The 21,050-nt window shown below is 44.1% G+C and carries 18 protein-coding genes; 11 read left to right on the top strand and 7 right to left on the bottom strand.

Features of this window, described 5'->3' with window-relative positions:
• The first annotated feature begins 582 nt into the window (after positions 1-582).
• The 3 genes from NH399_RS03815 (at position 583) to NH399_RS25360 (ending at position 2,505) form a co-directional block, all read left to right on the top strand.
• The gene (locus NH399_RS03815) at positions 583-1,089 is read left to right on the top strand and encodes a hypothetical protein (RefSeq protein ID WP_253037106.1); all 507 of its coding nucleotides are present in this window, start codon (positions 583-585) and stop codon (positions 1,087-1,089) included.
• 141 nt (positions 1,090-1,230) lie between these two features.
• On the top strand, positions 1,231-1,707 hold the full coding sequence (locus NH399_RS03810) for a dual specificity protein phosphatase family protein (protein ID WP_253037105.1): 477 nt from the start codon (positions 1,231-1,233) through the stop codon (positions 1,705-1,707).
• A 132-nt stretch (positions 1,708-1,839) separates the two neighbouring features.
• Positions 1,840-2,505 carry a peptidylprolyl isomerase gene (locus NH399_RS25360; RefSeq protein WP_256489272.1) on the top strand — a complete coding sequence of 222 codons (666 nt, stop codon included), beginning with the start codon at positions 1,840-1,842 and terminating at the stop codon, positions 2,503-2,505.
• A 49-nt stretch (positions 2,506-2,554) separates the two neighbouring features.
• On the opposite strand, the gene NH399_RS03800 is transcribed toward NH399_RS25360, so the two are convergent.
• The 4 genes from NH399_RS03800 to NH399_RS03785 all read right to left on the bottom strand — a co-directional run bounded on the left by NH399_RS03800 (position 2,555) and on the right by NH399_RS03785 (position 7,354).
• Positions 2,555-3,718, bottom strand: coding sequence for a hypothetical protein (locus NH399_RS03800; protein ID WP_253037104.1), 1,164 nt, complete (start codon positions 3,716-3,718; stop codon positions 2,555-2,557).
• Positions 3,719-3,868: 150 nt separating this feature from the next.
• Complete coding sequence (locus NH399_RS03795; RefSeq protein ID WP_253037103.1) at positions 3,869-5,410, bottom strand: aldehyde dehydrogenase (NADP(+)); 1,542 nt, start codon at positions 5,408-5,410, stop codon at positions 3,869-3,871.
• A 23-nt stretch (positions 5,411-5,433) separates the two neighbouring features.
• On the bottom strand, positions 5,434-6,438 hold the full coding sequence (locus tag NH399_RS03790; RefSeq protein WP_253037102.1) for a 4-hydroxyproline epimerase: 1,005 nt from the start codon (positions 6,436-6,438) through the stop codon (positions 5,434-5,436).
• 1 nt (position 6,439) lies between these two features.
• Positions 6,440-7,354: a dihydrodipicolinate synthase family protein gene (locus NH399_RS03785; protein ID WP_253037101.1), complete on the bottom strand. Its 915-nt coding sequence runs from the start codon at positions 7,352-7,354 to the stop codon at positions 6,440-6,442.
• Positions 7,355-7,489: 135 nt separating this feature from the next.
• On the opposite strand from NH399_RS03785, the gene NH399_RS03780 reads away from it, so the two are divergent.
• On the top strand, positions 7,490-8,728 hold the full coding sequence (locus tag NH399_RS03780) for an FAD-dependent oxidoreductase (protein ID WP_253037100.1): 1,239 nt from the start codon (positions 7,490-7,492) through the stop codon (positions 8,726-8,728).
• Positions 8,729-8,888: 160 nt separating this feature from the next.
• Positions 8,889-9,815 (top strand): universal stress protein, encoded by a 927-nt coding sequence (locus tag NH399_RS03775; RefSeq protein WP_253037099.1) that lies wholly within the window; start codon positions 8,889-8,891, stop codon positions 9,813-9,815.
• Between the two features lie 67 nt (positions 9,816-9,882).
• Here the strand turns inward: NH399_RS03775 and NH399_RS03770 are convergent, their stop codons facing one another.
• The gene (locus NH399_RS03770; protein WP_253037098.1) at positions 9,883-11,361 is read right to left on the bottom strand and encodes a serine hydrolase; all 1,479 of its coding nucleotides are present in this window, start codon (positions 11,359-11,361) and stop codon (positions 9,883-9,885) included.
• Positions 11,362-11,590: 229 nt separating this feature from the next.
• Here NH399_RS03770 and NH399_RS03765 point away from each other — a divergent pair, with 229 nt between their 5' ends.
• Positions 11,591-12,238, top strand: a complete 648-nt coding sequence (locus NH399_RS03765; RefSeq protein WP_253037097.1) for a hypothetical protein — start codon at positions 11,591-11,593, stop codon at positions 12,236-12,238.
• On the opposite strand, the gene NH399_RS03760 is transcribed toward NH399_RS03765, so the two are convergent.
• On the bottom strand, positions 12,235-13,926 hold the full coding sequence (locus tag NH399_RS03760; RefSeq protein ID WP_253037096.1) for an ABC transporter substrate binding protein: 1,692 nt from the start codon (positions 13,924-13,926) through the stop codon (positions 12,235-12,237). The genes NH399_RS03765 and NH399_RS03760 overlap by 4 nt on opposite strands.
• Positions 13,927-14,272: 346 nt before the next feature.
• On the opposite strand from NH399_RS03760, the gene NH399_RS03755 reads away from it, so the two are divergent.
• A complete protein-coding gene (locus NH399_RS03755; protein WP_253037095.1) occupies positions 14,273-14,671 on the top strand; it encodes a VOC family protein in 399 nt (132 codons plus the stop codon).
• Positions 14,672-14,710: 39 nt separating this feature from the next.
• On the opposite strand, the gene NH399_RS03750 is transcribed toward NH399_RS03755, so the two are convergent.
• Positions 14,711-16,216 carry a diguanylate cyclase domain-containing protein gene (locus tag NH399_RS03750; protein ID WP_253037094.1) on the bottom strand — a complete coding sequence of 502 codons (1,506 nt, stop codon included), beginning with the start codon at positions 16,214-16,216 and terminating at the stop codon, positions 14,711-14,713.
• Between the two features lie 579 nt (positions 16,217-16,795).
• Between NH399_RS03750 and NH399_RS03745 the strand changes: the two genes are divergently transcribed.
• The 4 genes from NH399_RS03745 to NH399_RS03730 all read left to right on the top strand — a co-directional run bounded on the left by NH399_RS03745 (position 16,796) and on the right by NH399_RS03730 (position 21,021).
• Positions 16,796-18,112: a radical SAM protein gene (locus tag NH399_RS03745; protein WP_253037093.1), complete on the top strand. Its 1,317-nt coding sequence runs from the start codon at positions 16,796-16,798 to the stop codon at positions 18,110-18,112.
• Positions 18,109-18,975 carry a hypothetical protein gene (locus NH399_RS03740; RefSeq protein WP_253037092.1) on the top strand — a complete coding sequence of 289 codons (867 nt, stop codon included), beginning with the start codon at positions 18,109-18,111 and terminating at the stop codon, positions 18,973-18,975. The genes NH399_RS03745 and NH399_RS03740 overlap by 4 nt, the downstream gene beginning before the upstream one ends.
• Entirely contained in the window at positions 18,965-19,717 is a 753-nt protein-coding gene (locus NH399_RS03735; RefSeq protein WP_253037091.1) for a bifunctional 2-polyprenyl-6-hydroxyphenol methylase/3-demethylubiquinol 3-O-methyltransferase UbiG, read from the top strand. Before NH399_RS03740 ends, NH399_RS03735 begins: the two co-directional genes overlap by 11 nt.
• A 218-nt stretch (positions 19,718-19,935) precedes the next feature.
• Positions 19,936-21,021, top strand: a complete 1,086-nt coding sequence (locus NH399_RS03730; RefSeq protein ID WP_253037090.1) for a methyl-accepting chemotaxis protein — start codon at positions 19,936-19,938, stop codon at positions 21,019-21,021.
• Positions 21,022-21,050: the final 29 nt, after the last annotated feature.

The raw sequence follows: 21,050 nt of genomic DNA, 5'->3' as shown, positions 1-21,050 counted from the left end.
GATCAAAAATCCATTTTAGGGCATGCCTATCCTTCACTGAAGTTCACCGAGGAGTTGTGATCTTTTATTGTGTTAACAAAGGTTACACCCTTGTGAGAATACTGGTTTGTAGCTTTTTAGCGCGATTATTTTGATACCATCCAGTGCAATATAGCGTATGATTTATAATCTCCTGCAAAATTATCTCTTCTAAAAATAAAAGCTAAAATAATCCTACTTTGAGTTGGTTAATCATTGATTCGCATACTTTAATTCGATAGTGTGATCGCCAGTTGCCCTTAGGGCATGGATGGTTATTTTATGTTGCGAGTTGATGCGCAGCTTTTAGCGCTTGTTGAACAACTTAATAAGCAACATAGGGATATTTTTTGCTGAGTGACTTCTTACATTATCAGCATATTGATTGTCAGATGTTTTATTTGGAAATAGAAAGATAAACATTTTTTGAAGCCCTATTTTATAAAGACAATACCGATTATGGAGTTGTTTTGTGCTGTTGCTTAGTCAAGGATTAACAGTGCACGAGCAAATGGAATCGCTCTTTTTTTTAATATTAAAAATAGAAATGAGGATATATGCGTTATGATTCAGTTTTATAAGGAAAGTCAGTGGCACCGTTTTGGCCTTGCCCGTCAAGTCAGTTTGAGTAAAAGTGAGGATGATATTCCTAACTTTCTGGCTAACTATTTACTGGAAGAGTACGAACCTTACACCATCATTAGCAGCTATTTTGAAAAAAACAAAGTCGATTCTGGATACCGTAATATTCGCCGTGAAGTTAAATTGAATACCCTGGAAGCCATGATCAAAGGTGGAGTTTCACAGTTTTTTATTATGAGCAAAGCACTGACACCGCCGCTGGGCTTAAGAGGACTGCCTGCAAGCAATGAAACTTTATTACTCAATGGATTGATCTGTTTGCAAATCTATTCTAAGTTTCGCGGAATGACAACCAAGCCTACCATTATGCTGGTGGATGCCATTCAAAACAAAACCAATAATAAAGTTGTGCAGCACGCAGCCTATCGCGATATTTTTTGGGCATTTCAGCGTGCCTCTCGAAGAAAAATGATGACTAAAGCTGCTTAAACCGCAACAAACTTCCTATTCGAGCCTGTTGCTCCATAGTCGAAGCTATCAAGCAAAGGCAACAGGTTCCGATCTTAAGCTCGATAATTTCAATCTAATAAGTTTAATATATTAATTTACTCAATTGAGGAGAATCTCCCTTTGATTCCACAGATATATCCTGTTGCAAACATTGGCAAAGGCCAGCTCTATGTGATGCCCAAACCTTCTGCAGAATGGTTAGAAGAGGACGTGAAGTACTTTGCGTCTTTAGGTGTCACCAAAGTGGTTTCTTTATTAGAGTCTGATGAAGAATTTGAACTGGGACTCAGAAACGAAAAAAACGCTTTGCAAGCAGAGGGCATCGACTTTTTGCGCTTTGCTATAAAAGATCGAAACCTACCTGAGCCTCGGTCATTTGGACACTTGGTCGATAACTTATATCGAGACATTCAGAATGGACAATCAATAGCGGTACATTGTCGCGCAGGTATAGGCCGAACAGGCGTTTTAGCCTGTTGTTTGCTGATAAAAGATAATCTTGCCCCCGAGCAGGCTATCGACCAGGTTTCAGCGGTACGAAATATTCGGATACCCGACACACAGGAACAATTCGATTTTATTTGTGACTATCAGTAAACATTCTTTCTGATTGCGGCCTCTGCTGAACCCTTTGCATCGCGAATACTCTATTGGTCGTTAATTATTTGACGGCATAAATTCTCCGTTGATAAGCTTAGCGCATCATAACAACAGTATTTTGGAGACTTTATGGGACTGCGCAATCGTAAGCATCGGTTCGCTATTTTTTGTGGGCTTGTTTTCTTGGTTGGGTTATCAGGTTGTACCTCAGAAGACAAAGCTATTTTGGAGGCGGATGCCTTTATCGCCGAACAAAAAGTAGACAAAACCAAAGAGACCTGGAAAACAACGCTCAATAAACCACCTATTTTTACTTTGGATGCGCAACGTAAGTATTTTTGGGAGCTGCAAACAAACAAAGGCAATATGACGATTCAGCTGATGCCTGCGGTGGCACCCATGCATGTATCTAGCACTATCTATTTAACGCGCTTAGGATTTTATGACAACACGGTTTTTCATCGAGTCATCAAAAACTTTATGGCGCAAGGTGGCGATCCCACTGGAACAGGACGCGGCAATCCTGGTTATCGATACGATGGTGAATTTGATGTGAATGTAAAACATGATCGTGCTGGTTTGCTCAGTATGGCGAATGCTGGGCCGGGTACTGACGGTAGCCAGTTCTTTATTACCTTTAGAGACACTCCTCATCTAAATGGCAATCATACTATTTTTGGCGAAGTGGTTCAGGGAATGGATACGCTTAAAACCATCGAGTCACTGGGTGGTGGGCGTAGTGGACGTACAACAGAAAAACTTGAAATCGTAAAAGCGACCATTCGGGTCGAATAAGCACTAAAGCGCTTCCTCTGTACATAAGTGACAGAGGAAGCCCGTTTTCCTACTTAGTACTCGCAGCGCCTGCTAATACCATTTTCTTTACCTGTGTAATAATATTTTTACTGGCTTTGGGATCAAAGCCTGCAATTTTTGGTGTGTGAATGTGCCCAACAGGGATGGTTGATTTGAGTTTATTACGCAAACGAATGGAGCGATAAGAAATTTCGTTAGAAAGATAGCCGCCCCCTGAACCACGTACCGAGGTTTGACCTTCTAGCTGTTTGAGTGATTTGGGCTCAAACGTTTTCTCGAGTGTTGAAACCCGGTGGTTGTCTTTAACACTATACGGCGATTGAATAGTTAACATGGCTTTGACTGGCAAGCTGAACTCAACAAACTCTTTGCCTTTAAGTTGTTTGCCATTTGACAAAGGTGCCAGCGGATTTTGCGGTGTTGCTCCCGTATAAACGTTCAAGTTATCGGGTGCTTTGGCACTGCGTCTTAAACCAGGAAAACGCTCAAGATCGAATTGCTCTCGGCCCATACTCACGGTCACAATCATATCGACTTTGCGCTGTTTAAAATAAGGCCGTAATAAACTTTCTATCATACCTTCGTCAAAGTCTTGATAGCGTACTGGGATCATGGCGGTTTCTATGGCGATGGTTTTTCCTTCATGTTCGAATACTTTGCCATCTAACCAGAGAGCGGCAATACCGGACGGATTGCTTTGCCCAATAAAACGATCCAGGAAGAAAGGATCAAAACCTGTTAAAAGTACCTTGATATCCGCATCATCTTTGAATCGTATATCGAAAATACCACGGGTGTTTCTCTCGATGATATCCAGATATTGTTGCAGCATCTTCTCTTTTAACTTTTTGTTTCGCTTCCAACCTTTAACGATTTTGCGCAGAGACAATCGTGCCCAGTAGAGTGCGCGATCATCCAGATTTTCGTCTTTTTTCATACGTTCTACTGCGAGTCGCCAAAGTTGTCGGCTTGAATCTTCTACTAATTGACGTAGCAATTTTTTACTTTTGATAGGCTTTGCTTGTTGCTTAAATTGGTCGAGTAGGGGATCGAAGGCCGATACCACTTCTGGGATTCGTCGCTCGGCGATTTTTAACCGCTTTTCTTCAACATTGTCGGCACTAAAACCGGATATAGAAAATCCGAGAGTAAAAAGGAGTAGTAATGCATGTTTAATATAAGAAATGGGCATTATCGGTGGTCAACTTAATTAAATTTAAAAAGAATGGTGCAAGCTTATAATGGCCCTGCTTTTTGTCAAGGTATTCGTGATTGGTCGGTCATGATAGAAAAGCCTGCAATATGAGGTATTGCAGGCCTATTTGATGTTAGCGGCAAATGTTTAAACAACAAAACTGCCATCAATGACGCGTGGTACAGATAGTGCCGAAGTATCTTGTAACGCATCGTCTAGCAGACTCTGAGGGGCATTTTGGAAACACACCGGACGGCTGTATCGCAAAATGGCTTCACTTCCTACTGAGGTGCTGGCTGCTTGAGTGCCTGCGGGATAAGGACCGCCATGATGCATGGCTGGGCAAACTTCAACGCCCGTTGGATAGCCATTAAATATCACGCGTCCCGCTTTATGGCTGAGTACCTGGACCAATGAGCGATGTGCTTGCAGTTCATTGTCGGTACCGTGCAAGGTGGTCGTGAGTTGACCTTCTAGCTGTCGGGCAACGGCAAGCATTTCGTCGGGGCTGTCGCAAGCAATCAGTAATCCTGCAGGACCAAATACTTCTTCCTGCCAGGGAAGTTCGTCATTCAGCTCTGCCGCTTTCGTGGCCCAAATATGCGTCGATACATTAATCGGCGCTTCTGCTAACTCTTTGCCCTGAGCGATGAGTTCCATGGTTGGGAGTTGTTGACGCTCCAAACATTGCTGTTGAAAGCGATGCGCGATATCAGGTGTTAACAAAGTACCGGATTCTGTTGCTCGAACTTGCTCCCGAATAGCGTCTACCAGGGCTTGCCACTGTTCGTTCTGATAGCCAATCAACAAACCAGGATTAGTACAAAACTGACCGACACCCAGAGTGAGAGAAGCGACATATTGTTGTGCAAAACCTTCGACATCCTGCTCCAATTGTTGCGGCAGAATAAACATAGGATTGACGCTGCCCAACTCACCAAAAAATGGAATAGGGCTAGGGCGGTTTTGTGCGCGGTTAAAGAGCAGACGACCTACTTTGGTTGAGCCAGTAAAACCTACGGCGGCAATGGGAGCTGCGTCGACCAGTCGTTCGCTAAGCTCGGGTTGGCGACCCTGCAAGCACAAGAAGGTGCCTTCAGGCAGCTCACAGGACGTTACCGCCCGTTGAATGGCCTCGGCCACCATAGCCGTAGTGGTTGGGTGCGCCGGGTGGCCTTTATAAACAACACTGCAACCGGCAGCTAAAGCCGCGGCGGTATCACCACCAGCAGTCGAAAAGGCTAACGGAAAATTACTGGCACCAAAAACGGCCACTGGCCCTAAAGGAATGCGCATTTGTCGCAGATCAGGCTTTGGCAAGGGCTGTCGTTCGGCATCGGCATGATCGATGATCACATTAAGATGACGGCCACTATTAATATGCTCAGCAAACATGCGTAACTGGTTAGTGGTGCGTGCTCGTTCGCCAGTAAGTCGAGCGTGGGGGAGAGCGGTTTCTGCATGGCAAATGTCAATCAACTGATCGCCGAGAGCTTCAATTTCGTCGGCAATGGCCTGCAAAAAACGACTACGAGTTTGCGTGTCGGTGAGACTGTATTCTTCGAATGCTTTGGCTGCCAGTGCGCAGGCCTGAGTGACCTCGTCGGCACTGGCTTCTTTGTACATCGGACCAAAAGGCTCGCCATCAAAAGGACTACGAGCTTGAAATTGATGAGAGTCAGAATTCATATCATGTTCCTTTGAAAGGGTAATTAAGTCACTGAAAAGCCTTGAGCATAGGGGTCGGCAGGATCAACAAAGATGGTATTGATTCCTGTTACCTGTGCCCAGCCTTCGATACTTGGATTGATCGCCAGATGATGGCCGATTTCGCAGGTGCTTTCGATGCGACCTTTAAACTGGCTGCCAATAATGCTTTCGTGAACGAAAGTGTCATTTTGTTGCAACTGACGCTTAGCAAAAAGTTGTGCCATGCGCGCGCTGGTGCCCGTTCCACAAGGTGAACGGTCAATGGCTTTGGCACCATAAAATACCGCATTGGCGGCATCTGAATCAGCGTTCTGTGGTTCACCAGTCCAGAGCAGATGAGACAAGCCTTTTACTTTGCTATCCAGTGGGTGGACGCAATTCAATTGCTGATCAATGGCTGCCCGTATGACTGGACTCCAACGAACAATATTACTGGCACCAAACTCGACGAGTCCGGGGTAATTTTGTTGCGGTTCGATAATGGCGTAAAAGTTTCCACCGTAGGCAACGTCGTAACCTAGTTTGCCAAACCCTTCGATGTCGATTTCTTGATCTTGAAAGGCCAGAAAAGAAGGCACGTTAAAAATTTTTACGGCGGTGACTTTGCCATCGGTATTCTGTTGATACTCAACTTTGATGGTTCCAGCGGGAACATCCAGAGTCAGCTGGCCTGGTGTTTTCGGCTGCAAATAACCATGCTCAATGGCGGCTGTCACAATACCGATGGTGCCGTGCCCACACATGGGCAAGCATCCACTGGTTTCGACAAATAAAATGGACGCATCGCTGTCGGCATTGATTGCAGGATAAAGAAAGCCGCCGGACATCATATCGTGGCCCCGTGGCTCAAACATCAACGCCTGACGAATCCAATCATGGTGCGCCAAAAAGTCCAGACGTTTTTCGCCCATGGTGGCTCCCTCTAACTGGGGAGCGTTAGACACAATAAGACGAACCGGATTTCCGCAGGTGTGAGCATCGATACACTGGAACGAAGCTTTGCGCATATCAGGCTACCTTTAGCGACTGTATTTTAGGGCGAGTGGCCAGCGCTTCGCGCATGAGTGTTTCGACTTGCTCGCGCTCTGCACCTTCTAGAGGTAACCGAGGGGCTCGTACGGTTTCGCTGCCGCGTCCCATGATTTGCTCTGCTAACTTGATGCATTGAACGAGCTTGGGAATGGTATCGAGTCTTAGTAATGGCATAAACCAACGATACAGCTCGCGCGCGGCTTCAATTTGTTTGCTTTGCGCATAGTTATAGAGAGCAACAGATTCGCGCGGAAACACATTGGTCAGGCCTGATATCCAGCCATTGCAGCCAAGTAGTAAACTTTCTAACGCAATATCATCAACACCACAGAAGATATTGAAGCGATTACCAAATCGGCTGTAGAGTTCAGAAATGCGTCGCGTGTCAGTGGTTGATTCTTTGATGGCTACAATGTTTTCTATCTCTGCCAATTGTTCCATGCTGTCGAGACCCAGATCAACGCCGTAGCTAACGGGGTTGTTGTAGATCATCACAGGTAATTGAGTCGCCTTGGCAACCCGAGAAAAATGGGTGATCGCTTCCTGTTGATCGCTGTGATAAACGAGGCCAGGTAACACCATCAAACCGTCAACACCAATGGCTTCCGCTTCTTGTACATAGGTGATGGCGGCTGCCGTGGTGATTTCGGCAACACCGGTTAACAAAGGAACACGACCATTAATGGCTTGTTTTAACGCTTTGAGTAATTGCAGTTTTTCTGTTGCAGACAAAGCGTAGTTCTCACCGACGGTTCCAAGAGCGATGATGCCATGTATACCATCATCAATCAGTTGTTCTACCATGTTACAGGTAGCGTCAATGTTGAGGGATTCGTCGCTATTGAATTGCGTTGATATGGCGGGAAAAACGCCTGACCAGGTATTTTGCATTGGTGTTCCTTTTGATTTTAAGGTTGAGCTTAAATGTATATTGTATACAATATTGTATTTTCAACATTGACTCAAGCGTTATTTCATCTTGTGAAGATAGTCGAGCGCAGAGTGATTGGGTAATAAGGATAGAGCGTGTCGCAGAGTATTACGATTATTGGTGGCGGTATCATAGGTGTTTGCTGTGGATTGGAGCTACAGCAACGCGGGTTTAACGTGTCCATTATTGATGACAAGCAAGACCGTCAGGGCTGTTCGACGGGGAACGCCGGACATTTTGCTATTGAACAGATTAACCCTCATGCCAGTTGGTCTATGTTGCCACGCATCCCAAAAATGCTACTCGATCCTATGGGGCCTCTCACTATCCGTTGGCCTTATTTTCCGCAGCTTTTCCCCTGGTTGGCGCGGTTTTTCTGGAATGCGCGCAGTGCGTCGGTTGAACGCAGTCGTGAAGGTTTAAAAGCACTGAATCAACAGGCTCTGGCGGCCTGGGAAGCTCTATTGGCCAATATAGGCGCACCGGAGTTTCTGCAAGCCAAAGGCCATTTGTTGACAGCAGAATCGGATAAGGGAGTCGCCGCATTGCGTCAGATGCAGCGCCAAAGTGAGCGTCATGATATTCGGTGCCAATGGCTAACCAAAGAAGCCATGTTATCGATGGAGTCGTTATTATCAGACACCCTGAAAGCTGGCTTGTGGTATCAAGATACGGCGTTTTGTATTGAGCCTGGAGAGTTGCTTCTGCGGTTGCGTCACGAGTTTAAGCAACTGGGAGGGCGGTTAGAGCGCGACCGTATTTATCAGGTGGATCCCGATCCTCGAGGCTATAGATTGCAAGGCGAAAAATCTTATGTCTGCCAACGATTATTAATTGCAGCGGGGGCCTGGAGCCATCAGCTGACTAAAAATCTTGGCTACTCGGTCCCATTAGAGACAGAGCGGGGCTATCACTTAATGTTGCCCGAGCATCAACACTGTCTGTCACGTCCGGTAGCTTCTTATGAACGCAGTTTTATTATGACACCTATGTCGTCGGGGTTAAGGCTCGCGGGTACCGTTGAATTGGCAGGACTGAAAGCAAAACCCAATTATCAACGGGCGCATTTATTGCAAAATCATGCTCAGGCGATTTTACAATTACCAAAAGAGTTTGTTGCGCAGGACGCCTGGATGGGGTGTCGGCCAACGCTGCCGGATTCTTTGCCTGTCCTCGATCAATCTAGCAAGCACCAACACCTCTATTTTGCCTTTGGTCATCAACATTTGGGTTTAACGCAAGGGGCTATTAGCGCCCGATTAATGACGGCGATGATTACGGGTGATCATGTATCCATGGACATGAGCCCTTACCGTATCGACAGGTTTCATTAGCGAGTCATTTTACATAGTTGGAGTGGTGCCTTTGTAGATGGGGTGCATGACTATCATTGAGTGAGATGTATGCTCTTGTGCTGATCTGGATCAAGCTCACATTTATCGAATAAGAACATAATAGAAGAACACAAAGTGATAACGATAAATGAGGGCTAAGATGAAGATTAAGCACATTCTTGTTGATATTGATCCAACCAAAGATAGCCAGCCTGCTTTAACCAAAGCCATCGCGCTAGCTAAAGCTTATGATGCGTCAATAGAGTTGTTATTGGTTGCTCATGAAGAAGGATTCTTGTCTCAGGTTTTTTTAGGTGAAGAGCAACGAGAATTAGCCCGACTTCACTACATGGAAACCAAAAGAAAGTGGCTAAATGTTTATCTCGATCTGGTGGACAGTGTCGATGTTGATGTGTCTTATGATGTGGTGTGGAATAAATCTATCTGCGCAGGTATTTTAGAGAAAGTCGAAAAGTCCAACGTTGACTTAGTGGTGAAGTCTACCCATCGCCATCCGATGATTAACAAAGCGTTATTCACGCCTACCGATTGGCAGTTGTTGACCACTTGTCCTGTTCCTTTATTGTTGGCAAAAACCGGTACTGCACCCAGCTACAAAAACATTCTGGCAGCGGTTGATCCTATGCGTCAGCGTAATAAACCCGCTGAGCTGGATCAGGTGATATTAAAAACGACCGAACAATTGGCAGATAAACTCACAGCAGCGGCAAAGGTGATCCATTGTTACGAACCTGTGGGGTTGGAACTATGGCAAGATATGGGAGCTGGTATGCATGGCTTCAGTTTCAGCAACGAACAATACAAAGATTACACACAGAAGCTTGAAAAACATCATCAGGACCAATTTAACAACTTACTGAACGACTATCATTTTAGTGAAGACAGCCGTTTTTTGGTTGAGGGCGTCGCACATACGCAACTGGTTAATACGGTGGCTGAAAAAGAAGTCGACTTGTTGGTGCTTGGTACCACTTTTAAACCTGGTTTACTAGGAACTACCTCAGAGAAAATTCTTGATAATATTGACTGTGACTTATTGGCTGTTAAAGCCGACGAGGGTATTTAAGAGAAACAGCTTAAGAATGGCAACAAGCATCATCGGTTGATGATGCTTGTTTTGTATAAGAGACAAATTATTTTAGTGGTCTTAAGGCTTTAACGGTGCCGTCTGCTTCAACAAATGCAAACATGGTTTGTCCTTTATGCTCGATAAAACGAATTTTGGTCGGACGTTCTCGTCGAACATAGGTGTTTTCGGCAATTTTAAATAATTCGTCTTTTGGTGCGCCCTCAAAAGAATATTGTGCGTACACGCGATCTGCCTCAGCAAATACCGAAATATTGGTGTAGTCATCGTACTGGTAGGTACCCGACATACGTTCAATTTCTTTTTTATTAAACGGCTGTGCTTTCATCAAGGGAGGAATGATGTCTTGCCATTGATTGACCTCAGCGATGGAATAAATAATTTCATTAAGGATATCGGGCTGGTTGGCATTGGTTAAAATCACAATGCCATAACCGTCTCGCTGATGGCCGACCAAAGTAGCCGTAAAACCGTCGAGTCCACCACTGTGTTCGAAGTAGTCTCCGTAGCCTTTGAGCGTTCCGCGCAAAAATAAGCCGTTTCCTACATAAGGCATCGTTGAGGGAGTAATCATCTTCTGCGCGTATTCCTGCGAGATGTAGGAGTGTTTGTCGCCTTTCAGACTTTTTTGTAGGGCAATCACGAATTTTGCCAGGTCATCGGCGGTGGTCCACAGTCCTGCGGCGGCCATCTCTGGGAAGCGGCGATAACCATCAGCAACCGGTTTGCCATCGGGCAGGTAGCCGCTGGCATATTGCTTAGGTGCCTGTTGTGGTGCTGATTGATCAAAAGTACTGTGAGTCATGCCCAATGGTTGCAATAAAGAGGTTTGCATCAGAGTGGCAAAGGGTTGGTCTGCCACATCACTAAGGAGCTGCTGCAATACGGTATAGCCGCCTCCAGAGTAGCGAAAAAGTTCACCTGGTGCAGAGTTGACTATCACGGCATCGCTATTGGCAGGAGAACGCCCATTGAGGATTTGCAATACCGAGGGTAATGTTTGTTTTTGGTCGTAGCCATCGAAGCCATGAACCGTAAGACCCGCACTGTGATTGATCAGATGCTTTATTTGTACTGGGTTATTTTGGGTATGAAGGTTTGGCGCGATTTTCCAGCGTTTCAGTGCTTTATTCGCTTCTTGATCCAGCGAGATTTTGCCTTGTTGCACCAACTGAAGTGTTGCCAGTGCCGTTAAAGGTTTGCTAATCGAGCCCGCTTGAAATCGAGTAGACGAGGTGACTGGTTGTTGGGTTTTGAGTGACTGGATACCGTATGCTTTATGCCATTTGATATTAAAGTCTTCAATAACCGCGATACTGATCCCATGAATACCATAGTGCTTCATACGTCCTTTTAAGGTCCAGCTCTTATCGCCTTCAAACTTGATCGGTGTGCGCAAGCTTTGTTCAAACCGACGAATTTCTTCTGCGTGTGGAGTGGCGGTTTTGGTGTCAGAAGCATTCAGTGTGAAGGGAATAAGCGCTGTGCTAATAAGAAGTTTAAATAGAGTGTGCTTGTACATCATGGCTTTTCCAACTTTTTTATTGTGTCGCTGATTTAACGAGCTGCTCGAGGCGGTGGGGTTCGAGAGTCGATGTTTAATTTTTTGTTACAGTTCGGCTCTTGTCAATATACCCAAAAATTGGAGCATGGAGAACCGATTCGGTTGTGTTACACTCAGGTTCGCTCAATAGGGAGTGGGCAGGGTAATCAATATCAGGAAAATTCACCACTGACAATGCATTAAGAGTATTATGAGAAATTTCAAGAATTTAGTGTTTACTTTGGGGATGTGTTCTTTCGTATCGGGTTGTGTTGTAATAAAAGAACAGCCCACCACTGATAAAGCACCTGTCGAGCAGAAATCTCTGCAAGTGAATCATTCTCATGGCATCGACTTCTCAAATCTTGACTTATCTGATGCGGCTACCTTTGAAGAAGAGGAAACCGAAGATACTGCTGAAGTCTCAGAGAGCGCCAAGGAGAATGCTACAGAAAGTGCCACAGAAAGTGCTGAGATGGTTGAATCAAGCCCCAGTATTCAGTTCAGTATTGACGACTTCCCGTTTTTAAAACAGCATCCACAAAAGGTCGTTGAGATTGAGAACATCGAGCGTTCATTATTCATTACCACAGGCTTCCATTTAAAAGGCCCTTTGGTGGCGACTTATACCGGAGCCGAAAATTACATTCCTTCCTCCGTTCAAGCATTAATTGAGCAGCATGATATCAGCGTGTCTAAAGTGGTTGAGTTGATCATCGAAGGTGATAAGCAATGGCATGTGATTAACGACGATTATCAACATCTAAACCCAGGCGACAGAGTTTCTTTTGATGTAATGGCGGTTGCTAAACCCGAGTGGGGAACAGGAGTGATGATTTTAGAACTTCATCAGCCTTAGGGAGCCAGTTTAAAATTATTCTTGCCTGTCCGTTTTACTTTATACATCAATTTATCGGCAGTTTTTCTTAGCTTGATTGCACTGTCTGCATCATCTGGATAGACTGCCACGCCGATGCTCACACCCACTTGCAAAGCATTGTTTTGATAGCTCATGGGTGAGCTGATCTCTTCAATTAAACGTAAGCAACATGATTTTAGTTCTTGGCGTTCGTTCATACTGGTTAAAATAATTAGAAACTCATCTCCACCTATTCGTGATGCGGTATCCATTTCTCGAATCACTGAACGCATTTTATACGCGACATATTGTAGTACTTTGTCGCCGGCATCATGCCCGTGAGTGTCGTTAACAATTTTAAATCCATCTAAGTCCAGATAGAGCAGGGCGACTCTGTCTTTATTTCGCTTCGCAGAGCTGATGGCCATATTAAGACGATCAAGTGCCAGTCGCAAACTGGGCAAGCCTGTTAACTGATCATGGTTGGCCAGATGTTCTACTTCTGCTTTTTGTTGGTTTAATTCTTCAGTTCGTTCTTGAACCATCATCTCTAGTTCATCATTAAATCGGCGCAGATTATTTTGAATTTTTCGCCGCTGCCCAATGTTAATAAACAACAGAATAATGATTACCGTTAATAACACAAAACTGGTAACGACAATGTTAACAAGCGCTGTGTACTTACGATAAAAAGAAACTGGCTCGTTAACTAAATTGATATTATCGGGTAAGTGTTCTTCAGCTATGCCAAAGCGTTGCATTTGATGATAATCTAGTGTGGGCTCAAAGGGTAATTGGGGCTGTATCTTGATGTTTTCTACGGGCTCACCATCAATAATTCTTAGTGCAATCTGAGCCGCTGCGCCGCCATGGCGATGAGCATTGTTAATCATCCCTCCCAGAGCGCCACTACCGATGATGAGGTCGGCTCCCCACATACCATAGACTGGTGCATTACTTTGAGCTGCTAAGATGGGAAGGTCATGATGATAAGAGAAGTAACGGCCAGTATTATCTCGATATATAGCCATAACCAGAATGGCACTTTCCTGATTCATCTGACTGGATTTTTGACCGAACTCGTCCAGTGAAAAGTCATCCATAATATGCAGCTGTATATGTTTTTTGTCTTCGCGTTGTACCCATCTCTTCTTTATTTCTCTCGCTGACTTGACCATGTGTAAGGCGATATCTTTAGTACCACCTAGCAAGTAAATCTGTTTTAAGTTAGGTTGAACTTGACTAATAAACTCTAAATTGCCCTCAATCTCAACTCCTTCAATGACTCCCGTAAAGTTCTGCTTACCTTTCAAAATCGATTCATTGAAAACATTGATTCCCAAAAATACGACGGGAATATCTGGGAAGAGATCGTCACCATGCTCGACGATGAAATGAAGCGCTGCATCATCGGATGTGATTATCACATCAGGCCTAAATTGTTTATAAGTATAATGATAAAGCTTCAATAGCAATGCCCGATGTTTCTGATCATCAGCGAAACGGCGGTTATCCATATATTCAATATGAATGTTTTCTGTAGGAACCTTCGTACTTAATACTTCGATGGCACCACGAGTGAGTTCGTCAGTCCACTTATACTGAGGATGGTAGGAGTTGAGAATTAAAACCGTTGGTTGATTGTTGTCGGCGAACGATGACAATGAGATCAACAGTAATATCGGCATCAAGAATTTTATTCTGAACATAGGTGGATATAGAAGAACTCTATAAAATAGTATTCCGTACATTATTAATGCATTTAAAATCGGTGCCAGAGTTAGAAAATGACTGGGTCAACAGCCCGGATGAACAATTGTTATCGCTATCTCTTAAACATAGCAGTTATTAAGAAAAAATCATTATTAAATCGGCAAAAAGTTGCTCTGTTAGAGAGTGTTAGATGAGCTTATAAGCTCCTTTTAATCAAAAGCTTAGGTTAGGCTCAATGAATTTTTATGCTGCTCAACTGGCAATACCGTCAAATATACTCTATAAGCAACACTTTGAGCTATAGATTAAGTTGAGATCACAGTGACTCTGAGCGTAACGCCTTTCTTGATGTATGACGGTGATGCCCAAAGGGCGATTAACTTATATTTGTCCATCTTTTCTCAGTCGAGCCTAAAGTCGGTAACCTATTATGGGCCTGATGAAGAAGGGGCTGAAGGGCAGGTCAAAAGGGCTGAGTTGCGTATTGGAGAACAGAATATTATTTGCACTGACTCTCCAGTGAAGCATAGCTTCGCGTTTACTCCATCCATTTCTATGTTTGTTGAATGTGAGTCTTGCGAAGAACTGGACAAGTTAGCCGAAGGACTTAAAAAAGATGGCATTGTTTTGATGCCACCCCAGAAGTATGATTTCAGTGAGCGTTTTGCCTGGATTAACGATCAATTTGGCGTGTCGTGGCAACTTAATGTCGCTAGTTAATCGAGTAGAGCATTCGTCTATGTTAATACTAAGCATCCATTAGACAGCTTCGGCATAACACAAAGTATCGCGACCGTTGGCTTTCGCTTGATACAGTGCTGTGTCGGTACGTTCAAACCATTTTTCGACGGTTTCATTGGAGGTGTATTCAGAAATACCAAAGCTGCAAGTGATCGTGAGTGACTGTGGCATGGTATATTGTTTGAGTTGTGTTGCAATTCGATTGCATAGCTCTTCTATTTGGTTTTGCTGAGTATGTGGACAAATCACAATAAATTCTTCGCCGCCCCAGCGCCCAGTAATGTCAGTGTTTCTTACGGCTGTCATAATGAGCTCTGCAACGGCTACGAGTACCTGATCGCCTACCTGATGCCCGTAACGATCGTTCACATGTTTGAAGTTATCAATATCGATAAGTAACATGCTCAGAGGGTAATGATATCGGTTCGCTTGATTGGTAAGAAAATACAAACTTTGATTGATGGCTTGTCGATTCTTAAGCTTTGTCAAATCGTCATGGATCGAAATGTACTCAAGTCTGCGGTTACGGTCCTCAAGATCTTGTTTTAGCTTTTCAAGTTTTATGGCTTTCTTTTCTAGCTTTAAGTTGTAGGTTCGAATCGTTAAATAGCGCTCCAGAGTGATGATGGTAATCAGAAGAATGATCAAACCTGCCTGCCATAAATAGGAGTAATCTATTTCACTAACATACTGAACACTGCTCCACTTTTTAAAGATGATAATGTGTTCCTGCTCAGATATTTTGTTAATCAAAAAGTCCAGCACTTCGATCAACTGCCCTTGATCTTTTTTGGCCGAAAAAGCCAGTTCATCATAAGCAGAGGAGCGCCCAGATATTTTCAGGTTTCCTAGACCAGATTCTCTGATCAATTTATTAACGGATAAGAGTGAACCAATTGATGCATCGAGTTTGCCTTCTGAAACCCAGTGAAGACCTTCTAACTCGCTACCCATACTGACGACATGGATTCTTGGGTAGTTTTCTCTAACATATTCTTCTTGCGCATAGTTCTTGGGGATCCCCACTCGTTGCCCTGATAAGGACGATAAACCAGAAATAAAGGGAACATCATCTTGCGTTACGATCACAACGGGATCTTTTAAATAGACTTTGCTAAATAAGAATTGCTTTTTTCTCTTGGTAGTTTGATTCACCATGGCCAGTAAGCGGCATTGTTCCGATTTAAAGTACTCTAAACTTTGGCTCCAGCTGCTTGTTGGAACCAGTTGAAACTGGAGGCCAGATTTTTGTTCTAAAAGCTTGATGTAATCGGCAGAAATACCCTCATGTTTGCCATCTATAATACCTTCAAAAGGCATCCAGTTAGGATCGACACAATAGGTTACCACCGGGTTCTGGCGAACAAACTCTTGATGTTGTGCAGACAGCTTCAAGGATGCCGCATTTGATGTGACTGGAACTAGCAGGAGGAAGGCGAGGGTTAGATAGAATCCGACAACCCCCAACAAAGTATGCAGCAGAACGACCAAAGCATGATGAGTTACAGCCTTTGTTAGATCCATGACTAATCCTGGTAGCCGAGTTAGGGATATTGTTTAGCCGACAGTGGTGAAGGTTATTATTCTATCTACTCCTTTATTGGGATAGGATGAAATATAGCTATTGTCAATATTGCACACTTTTGGAGCATGGTGAGACACTAAATTTAAATCTTACTTTAGCTTTTAAAATAAGACTTTATACCTTTAAACTTGAGTATATTCTCAACAAAAGTGAAATCGACTTAAAGTGAAATGTTGTATAGCAGCATTAGCAATTCTATCGTTTTGACTTACTCCTATGGAAGTAGACGGATGAGAATGAGTTGGTTGCTTGATTGGCAAAGATGGTTAAGAAAGTAGAGTGTTTAAGCAGGCGTCGCTGTTTTGGGGGGCCAGTTGTTAGCCCAATCCCATTTTGGACGCCGCTGCGTTAGAATGTTAGGTATGTCGAATACCGACAGGTCTTTTGTTCTGTCTATCCAAGCAAATCATCGTTTTGGCATTGACTATCAAGTAACAAGTAAAGTGCCTAGCAAAGACAAAGGAACCGTGTGAGCGCAGGGACAAGATTTAAAGCATTATCTAATAGGAGATTTTATATTGACGACGGCTTATTTTCATTTAACAGTGCTTAGTAATTTCATAAAGGGATTTAACAAGTATCAAAAGGTTTATGATAAATCCAACATCAAGGGGAGCCGCTATCCTGGTGTGTTTTTTGTACTAGAAGAAAGCGAGATTGATATTGGAGTGAACAAAGCGTCTCGCTTGCTAGAAAAACTCAATATTCCTGATGATCGCATTATTGTGATGGAGGCTTTGTTACATCCACATCAAGTGCGCCAAAACGACATCACCGAAACTCAACTGGGCCAGTACATTGAGGGTGATCAAATTAAAATCAATCGAGTATTTGATTGGTGTGATGGAAAAAAAATAGAGCGCCGCTGTGAAGACTTGATGGCTGACTCTTATCGAATTAACGGTGTCAATCAGCAAGGTTTTTCTGAGCTAAAACCTCGCAGCCTTTCTTTTTTACCGGTTGCCAAGGGGTGTCAGGCAAAGTGTTCTTTTTGTTTTTCGACAGCATCTATCTCTGCCGAACAAAAACAGACAACGGCTGATACTCGGTTACGTCGAGCAGCTTTAGAAAAAGCGGTGTCTTTGGGTATTAATCGAGCGGTGATCACTGGAGGGGGCGAACCCGGTTTATTACCTTTGCCGCGGTTGTTGGAATTGATTGCTTTGTGTCGAGAGTATGTAAGTAAAGTGGTTTTGATTACTAATGGCTACAGCTTGATTAACAGCCGTGATCCTGAGGAGGACCTCAACCAATTGGAGCAAGCTGGATTAACGGTGTTATCGGTTTCTCGACACCATTTTTCGCGTCATGACAATGCTCGGCTAATGGGACTTGATATCGAGAGTGAAAAGCTTGCGCAAGTGTTTCGGGCCAGACTTAGCTCGTCACTTAAGTTACGTTGGGTATGTGTTTTACAGAAGGGTGGAATCGATTCAACCGAAAAGTTACATGCTTATATCGAGTGGTCGATGGCTTTAGGGGTTGCCGAAATATGTTTTAAGGAACTCTATGTTTCGAGTAGTTCAGAATCAATCTACTTTGATAGAGCAGCAAACGATTGGAGTTATCGTCATCAGGTGCCCTTAAGCCTCGTATTAGAGCTTGCTCAGCAACAGCAGTGGGAATTGGTCGAAACATTACCCTGGGGGTGTCCTGTTTATAGGATTCAACGAGGAGCATCCTCCATCAAGGTCGCTGCATATACGGAGCCTTCTGTCTCATGGGAGTTTGCTAATGGAATGTGCCGTAGCTGGAACATGATGGCCAATGGGGATGTCTATGCGAGCCTCGAATCCAAAGACAGCATTATCCATCTGGACAGGCTTGCATTATGAATTATGCCGAGTTCAAAGTGTATCAGAGTACGCTGTCGGATCAGATGGAGCGGTGGGACGACTTGGATCTCTATGAGCTTATCAATATGGGCTGGCAAGAGAAACTTTCGACCCATAAGAGCCTGATCTTTGGTGAGTCCTATTTTCGACGCTCTGCGCTTGGTGTTCGTCCGTTGCTGTCTGAATTATTTGCACTGTTTACCGGTTGGGGACATTCTATTGGATTACCCGAAGATGTTTATCCAGAATATTTTCGCTTGCTTCCTGCTGAAGCAAAGAGTGTGAGCTATCGGAGTTGCCTTAACAACATAGGTGAGAGTACAAAACTCAATTCAGGGCTACTGCTCGTAACGAATCCTGTTATTCCTGAGGGGCGTTATTTAGATGAACAGGAGCATCTGCATCTCGATCAATGGTTGCAGGGAGGAGAGCAACGCTGGTTGTTATTTGATAATGTCTATGATTATCAACAAAGGGCGCTGAGTTATTCTTTCGCGTCAGATCGAGTGATCTATGTGGGCAGTTATGCAAAGGTGCAGCTGCAACCCAAAACATTGGGCTGGGCATTGTGTCGACATCCGTTGGAGGGCTTTGAAACTCATTCAGGGGTGACGGTGGACCTTGGTCTGGCAGACAACCTGCACCAACACTATGGGAGAGCTTGGCGTCATATTGCTGCTCGATGGCCGAATTTATTTGACGGATCACGCCAACCAATTGGGTATCTTACGGTGGTTGAATGTGATTATCGAAACTTATTAACTCAGGGAGTTGCTGCTGTGCCTGGGTCTGTTTTTGGTATTGTTGATGAGACAATCAGTGTGGTTTCTTGTCTCTCTGAGGTGAAAAAGCATGTACTCTGATGAAGATTTACTAACACTTTATAGCGATGCAGAGTTTTATGATGCGGAGTTCGCCAATAGAAACTTTGAACTCGATTTTTATCATTCAAAGTGCAAAGACTACCATCGCATCTTGGAGGTTGCTTGCGGTACAGGACGTTTGACTATTCCGTTAGCAAAGCAGGGCCATGTCATTGAAGGGAAAGATGTCTCGCCTGCAATGATTGCCAAAGCGCAAAGCAACGCCGTGGCACAAAATGTTAATGTTTCATTCTCGGTAGAAGATGCGCGTCATACACAGGGACACTATGACCTGATATTTATGGCAACGAATGCTTTTCAGCATTTGATTGACTATCGTGATGCTTTGCAAGCTTTACGCTCACTTCGCGCCAGTTTGAAAAACTCTGGTCGGCTGATTATCGATGTGCAGATCCCAGATTGCAAAAGACTATCGCGGCCAGCTAATGAGTCTCGTCCGTATAAGACGTTTCAATATCAAGGTTTGCCAGTTCAGGCTTACCTGGAAAGTTACTATGAGCCCTGGACACAACTTTACTGTTTCTCCATTCGTTACTTTCGCGATGGTTCTTTGTATAAGCAAAAGGAAGTGGCTATGAGGATGTATTTTCCCCAAGAAATCCAGGCATTGTTTTACGCCGCCGGATTATCTGTGGACAGTGTTTGGGGGGATTATCATGAGAATGAGCTTTCGTCTTCATCCGATAAGCAGATCTATGTTTTAAAGAGTGCTCAGGACTGACTTATATATATCAAAATGGAATGCCAGAAGCCGCTAGGAGCCTCGGCAGAAGTTAATCGCAGCCCAGTTAGCAGCGCTTAGACATAATCACTTTCATCGACTATATTCAGGTAAAGTCGGGTTACTGCGTGTCAAAAATTAAAGCTAGCCCCAAAAATAGCAAGGAGAGGTTGCGGCGCGCAACTCTCATGTTGACAGTGTGTTAAGGTGAGTAATACATGTTTGTATCTAAAGGTAAGTACGACCAGCTATCGGATGATTATGATAAGTTAAGTGCAGAAAATGCTGAGCTTAAGGAGCAAGTCTCGCTGCTAGAGATGCAAAAGAATGATATAGCTCAAGCGTTGGAGCAAACTCAAGGACAGTCTGATGACTCCTTTACTATGAGTATGTTGGCTAATTCGATAGAAAGCTTGTTGCAAGTCGATAGCGTCAGACAAAGTGTACTCTTGTCTTACGAGCGGATTGAGGCCGAAAGCCAGTCAGTTGGTCAAATTAATGACCTGTTCGAAGTGTCTTCTAACGTACTCAATAATATTGTTTCTGGTATGCAGGGCTTAACGGGAAACATGGACAGTATGACCACCAACATATCGGGCTTGTCCGAAATGGCTGGCAATATTAATACCTTTGTTTCGACCATATCGCAGATTTCTGACCAAACCAATTTGTTGGCGCTAAATGCTGCTATTGAGGCAGCTCGAGCCGGAGATGCTGGTCGTGGTTTCAGTGTGGTTGCTGACGAAGTTCGCTCACTGGCCAACAGCACCAACTCGTCTGCCAGCGAAGTTGCTGAGTTGGTTAACAAGATTATTCATACGACAACCGAAACTGTGGATTCGGTTTCGGTTATTCAAGATAGCAACACGGAGTTATCACAAGGAGTGAATAGTTTGAACTCTGACTATCGCTCCATACTTGACTGTTGCAACTCCATGAAAAACACGATTACGGATGCGACGACCAAAACGTTTTTGCAAACCGTAAAACTGGATCACATTGTATGGAAAGCCGAAGTTTATTCTGTCGCGCTAGGCTTTAGTGACAAATCCGCAGAATCCTTTGCCGATCACAATATGTGCCGATTAGGCCAGTGGTGCAATGGGCAGGGTAAAGAAGAGTTTGGTAGCTCCTCGGCCTTTCGTTCTTTAACGGCTCCTCATGAAGCGGTGCATCGCAATGGAATTGAAGGCTTATCTCTGGTCCGCTGCGATAATAAAGATGATGCCATCAAGGCGTTCAGAAGAATGGAAGAGGCGAGTGTGCAGGTCATGTCTTATCTTGATGAATTAATGAATGCTTAAAGCGTTGTAATCTGGGGTTATCAGGCATT

Source organism: Pleionea sp. CnH1-48 (assembly GCF_024124665.1).
Taxonomy (GTDB): domain Bacteria; phylum Pseudomonadota; class Gammaproteobacteria; order Enterobacterales; family Kangiellaceae; genus JAMXSB01.
The sequence above is the reverse complement of the archived record's forward strand: the minus strand, read 5'-3'. Positions and strand labels throughout refer to the sequence as shown.

Excerpts from the sequence above, each read along its gene's own strand:
- NH399_RS03815 (WP_253037106.1), top strand. The coding sequence starts at position 583 with ATGATTCAGTTTTATAAGGAAAGTCAGTGGCACCGTTTTGGCCTTGCC.
- NH399_RS25360 (WP_256489272.1), top strand. The coding sequence starts at position 1,840 with ATGGGACTGCGCAATCGTAAGCATCGGTTCGCTATTTTTTGTGGGCTT.
- NH399_RS03800 (WP_253037104.1), bottom strand. The coding sequence starts at position 3,718 with ATGCCCATTTCTTATATTAAACATGCATTACTACTCCTTTTTACTCTC.
- NH399_RS03795 (WP_253037103.1), bottom strand. The coding sequence starts at position 5,410 with ATGAATTCTGACTCTCATCAATTTCAAGCTCGTAGTCCTTTTGATGGC.
- NH399_RS03790 (WP_253037102.1), bottom strand. The coding sequence starts at position 6,438 with ATGCGCAAAGCTTCGTTCCAGTGTATCGATGCTCACACCTGCGGAAAT.
- NH399_RS03785 (WP_253037101.1), bottom strand. The coding sequence starts at position 7,354 with ATGCAAAATACCTGGTCAGGCGTTTTTCCCGCCATATCAACGCAATTC.
- NH399_RS03775 (WP_253037099.1), top strand. The coding sequence starts at position 8,889 with ATGAAGATTAAGCACATTCTTGTTGATATTGATCCAACCAAAGATAGC.
- NH399_RS03770 (WP_253037098.1), bottom strand. The coding sequence starts at position 11,361 with ATGATGTACAAGCACACTCTATTTAAACTTCTTATTAGCACAGCGCTT.
- NH399_RS03765 (WP_253037097.1), top strand. The coding sequence starts at position 11,591 with ATGAGAAATTTCAAGAATTTAGTGTTTACTTTGGGGATGTGTTCTTTC.
- NH399_RS03760 (WP_253037096.1), bottom strand. The coding sequence starts at position 13,926 with ATGCCGATATTACTGTTGATCTCATTGTCATCGTTCGCCGACAACAAT.
- NH399_RS03750 (WP_253037094.1), bottom strand. The coding sequence starts at position 16,216 with ATGGATCTAACAAAGGCTGTAACTCATCATGCTTTGGTCGTTCTGCTG.
- NH399_RS03740 (WP_253037092.1), top strand. The coding sequence starts at position 18,109 with ATGAATTATGCCGAGTTCAAAGTGTATCAGAGTACGCTGTCGGATCAG.
- NH399_RS03735 (WP_253037091.1), top strand. The coding sequence starts at position 18,965 with ATGTACTCTGATGAAGATTTACTAACACTTTATAGCGATGCAGAGTTT.
- NH399_RS03730 (WP_253037090.1), top strand. The coding sequence starts at position 19,936 with ATGTTTGTATCTAAAGGTAAGTACGACCAGCTATCGGATGATTATGAT.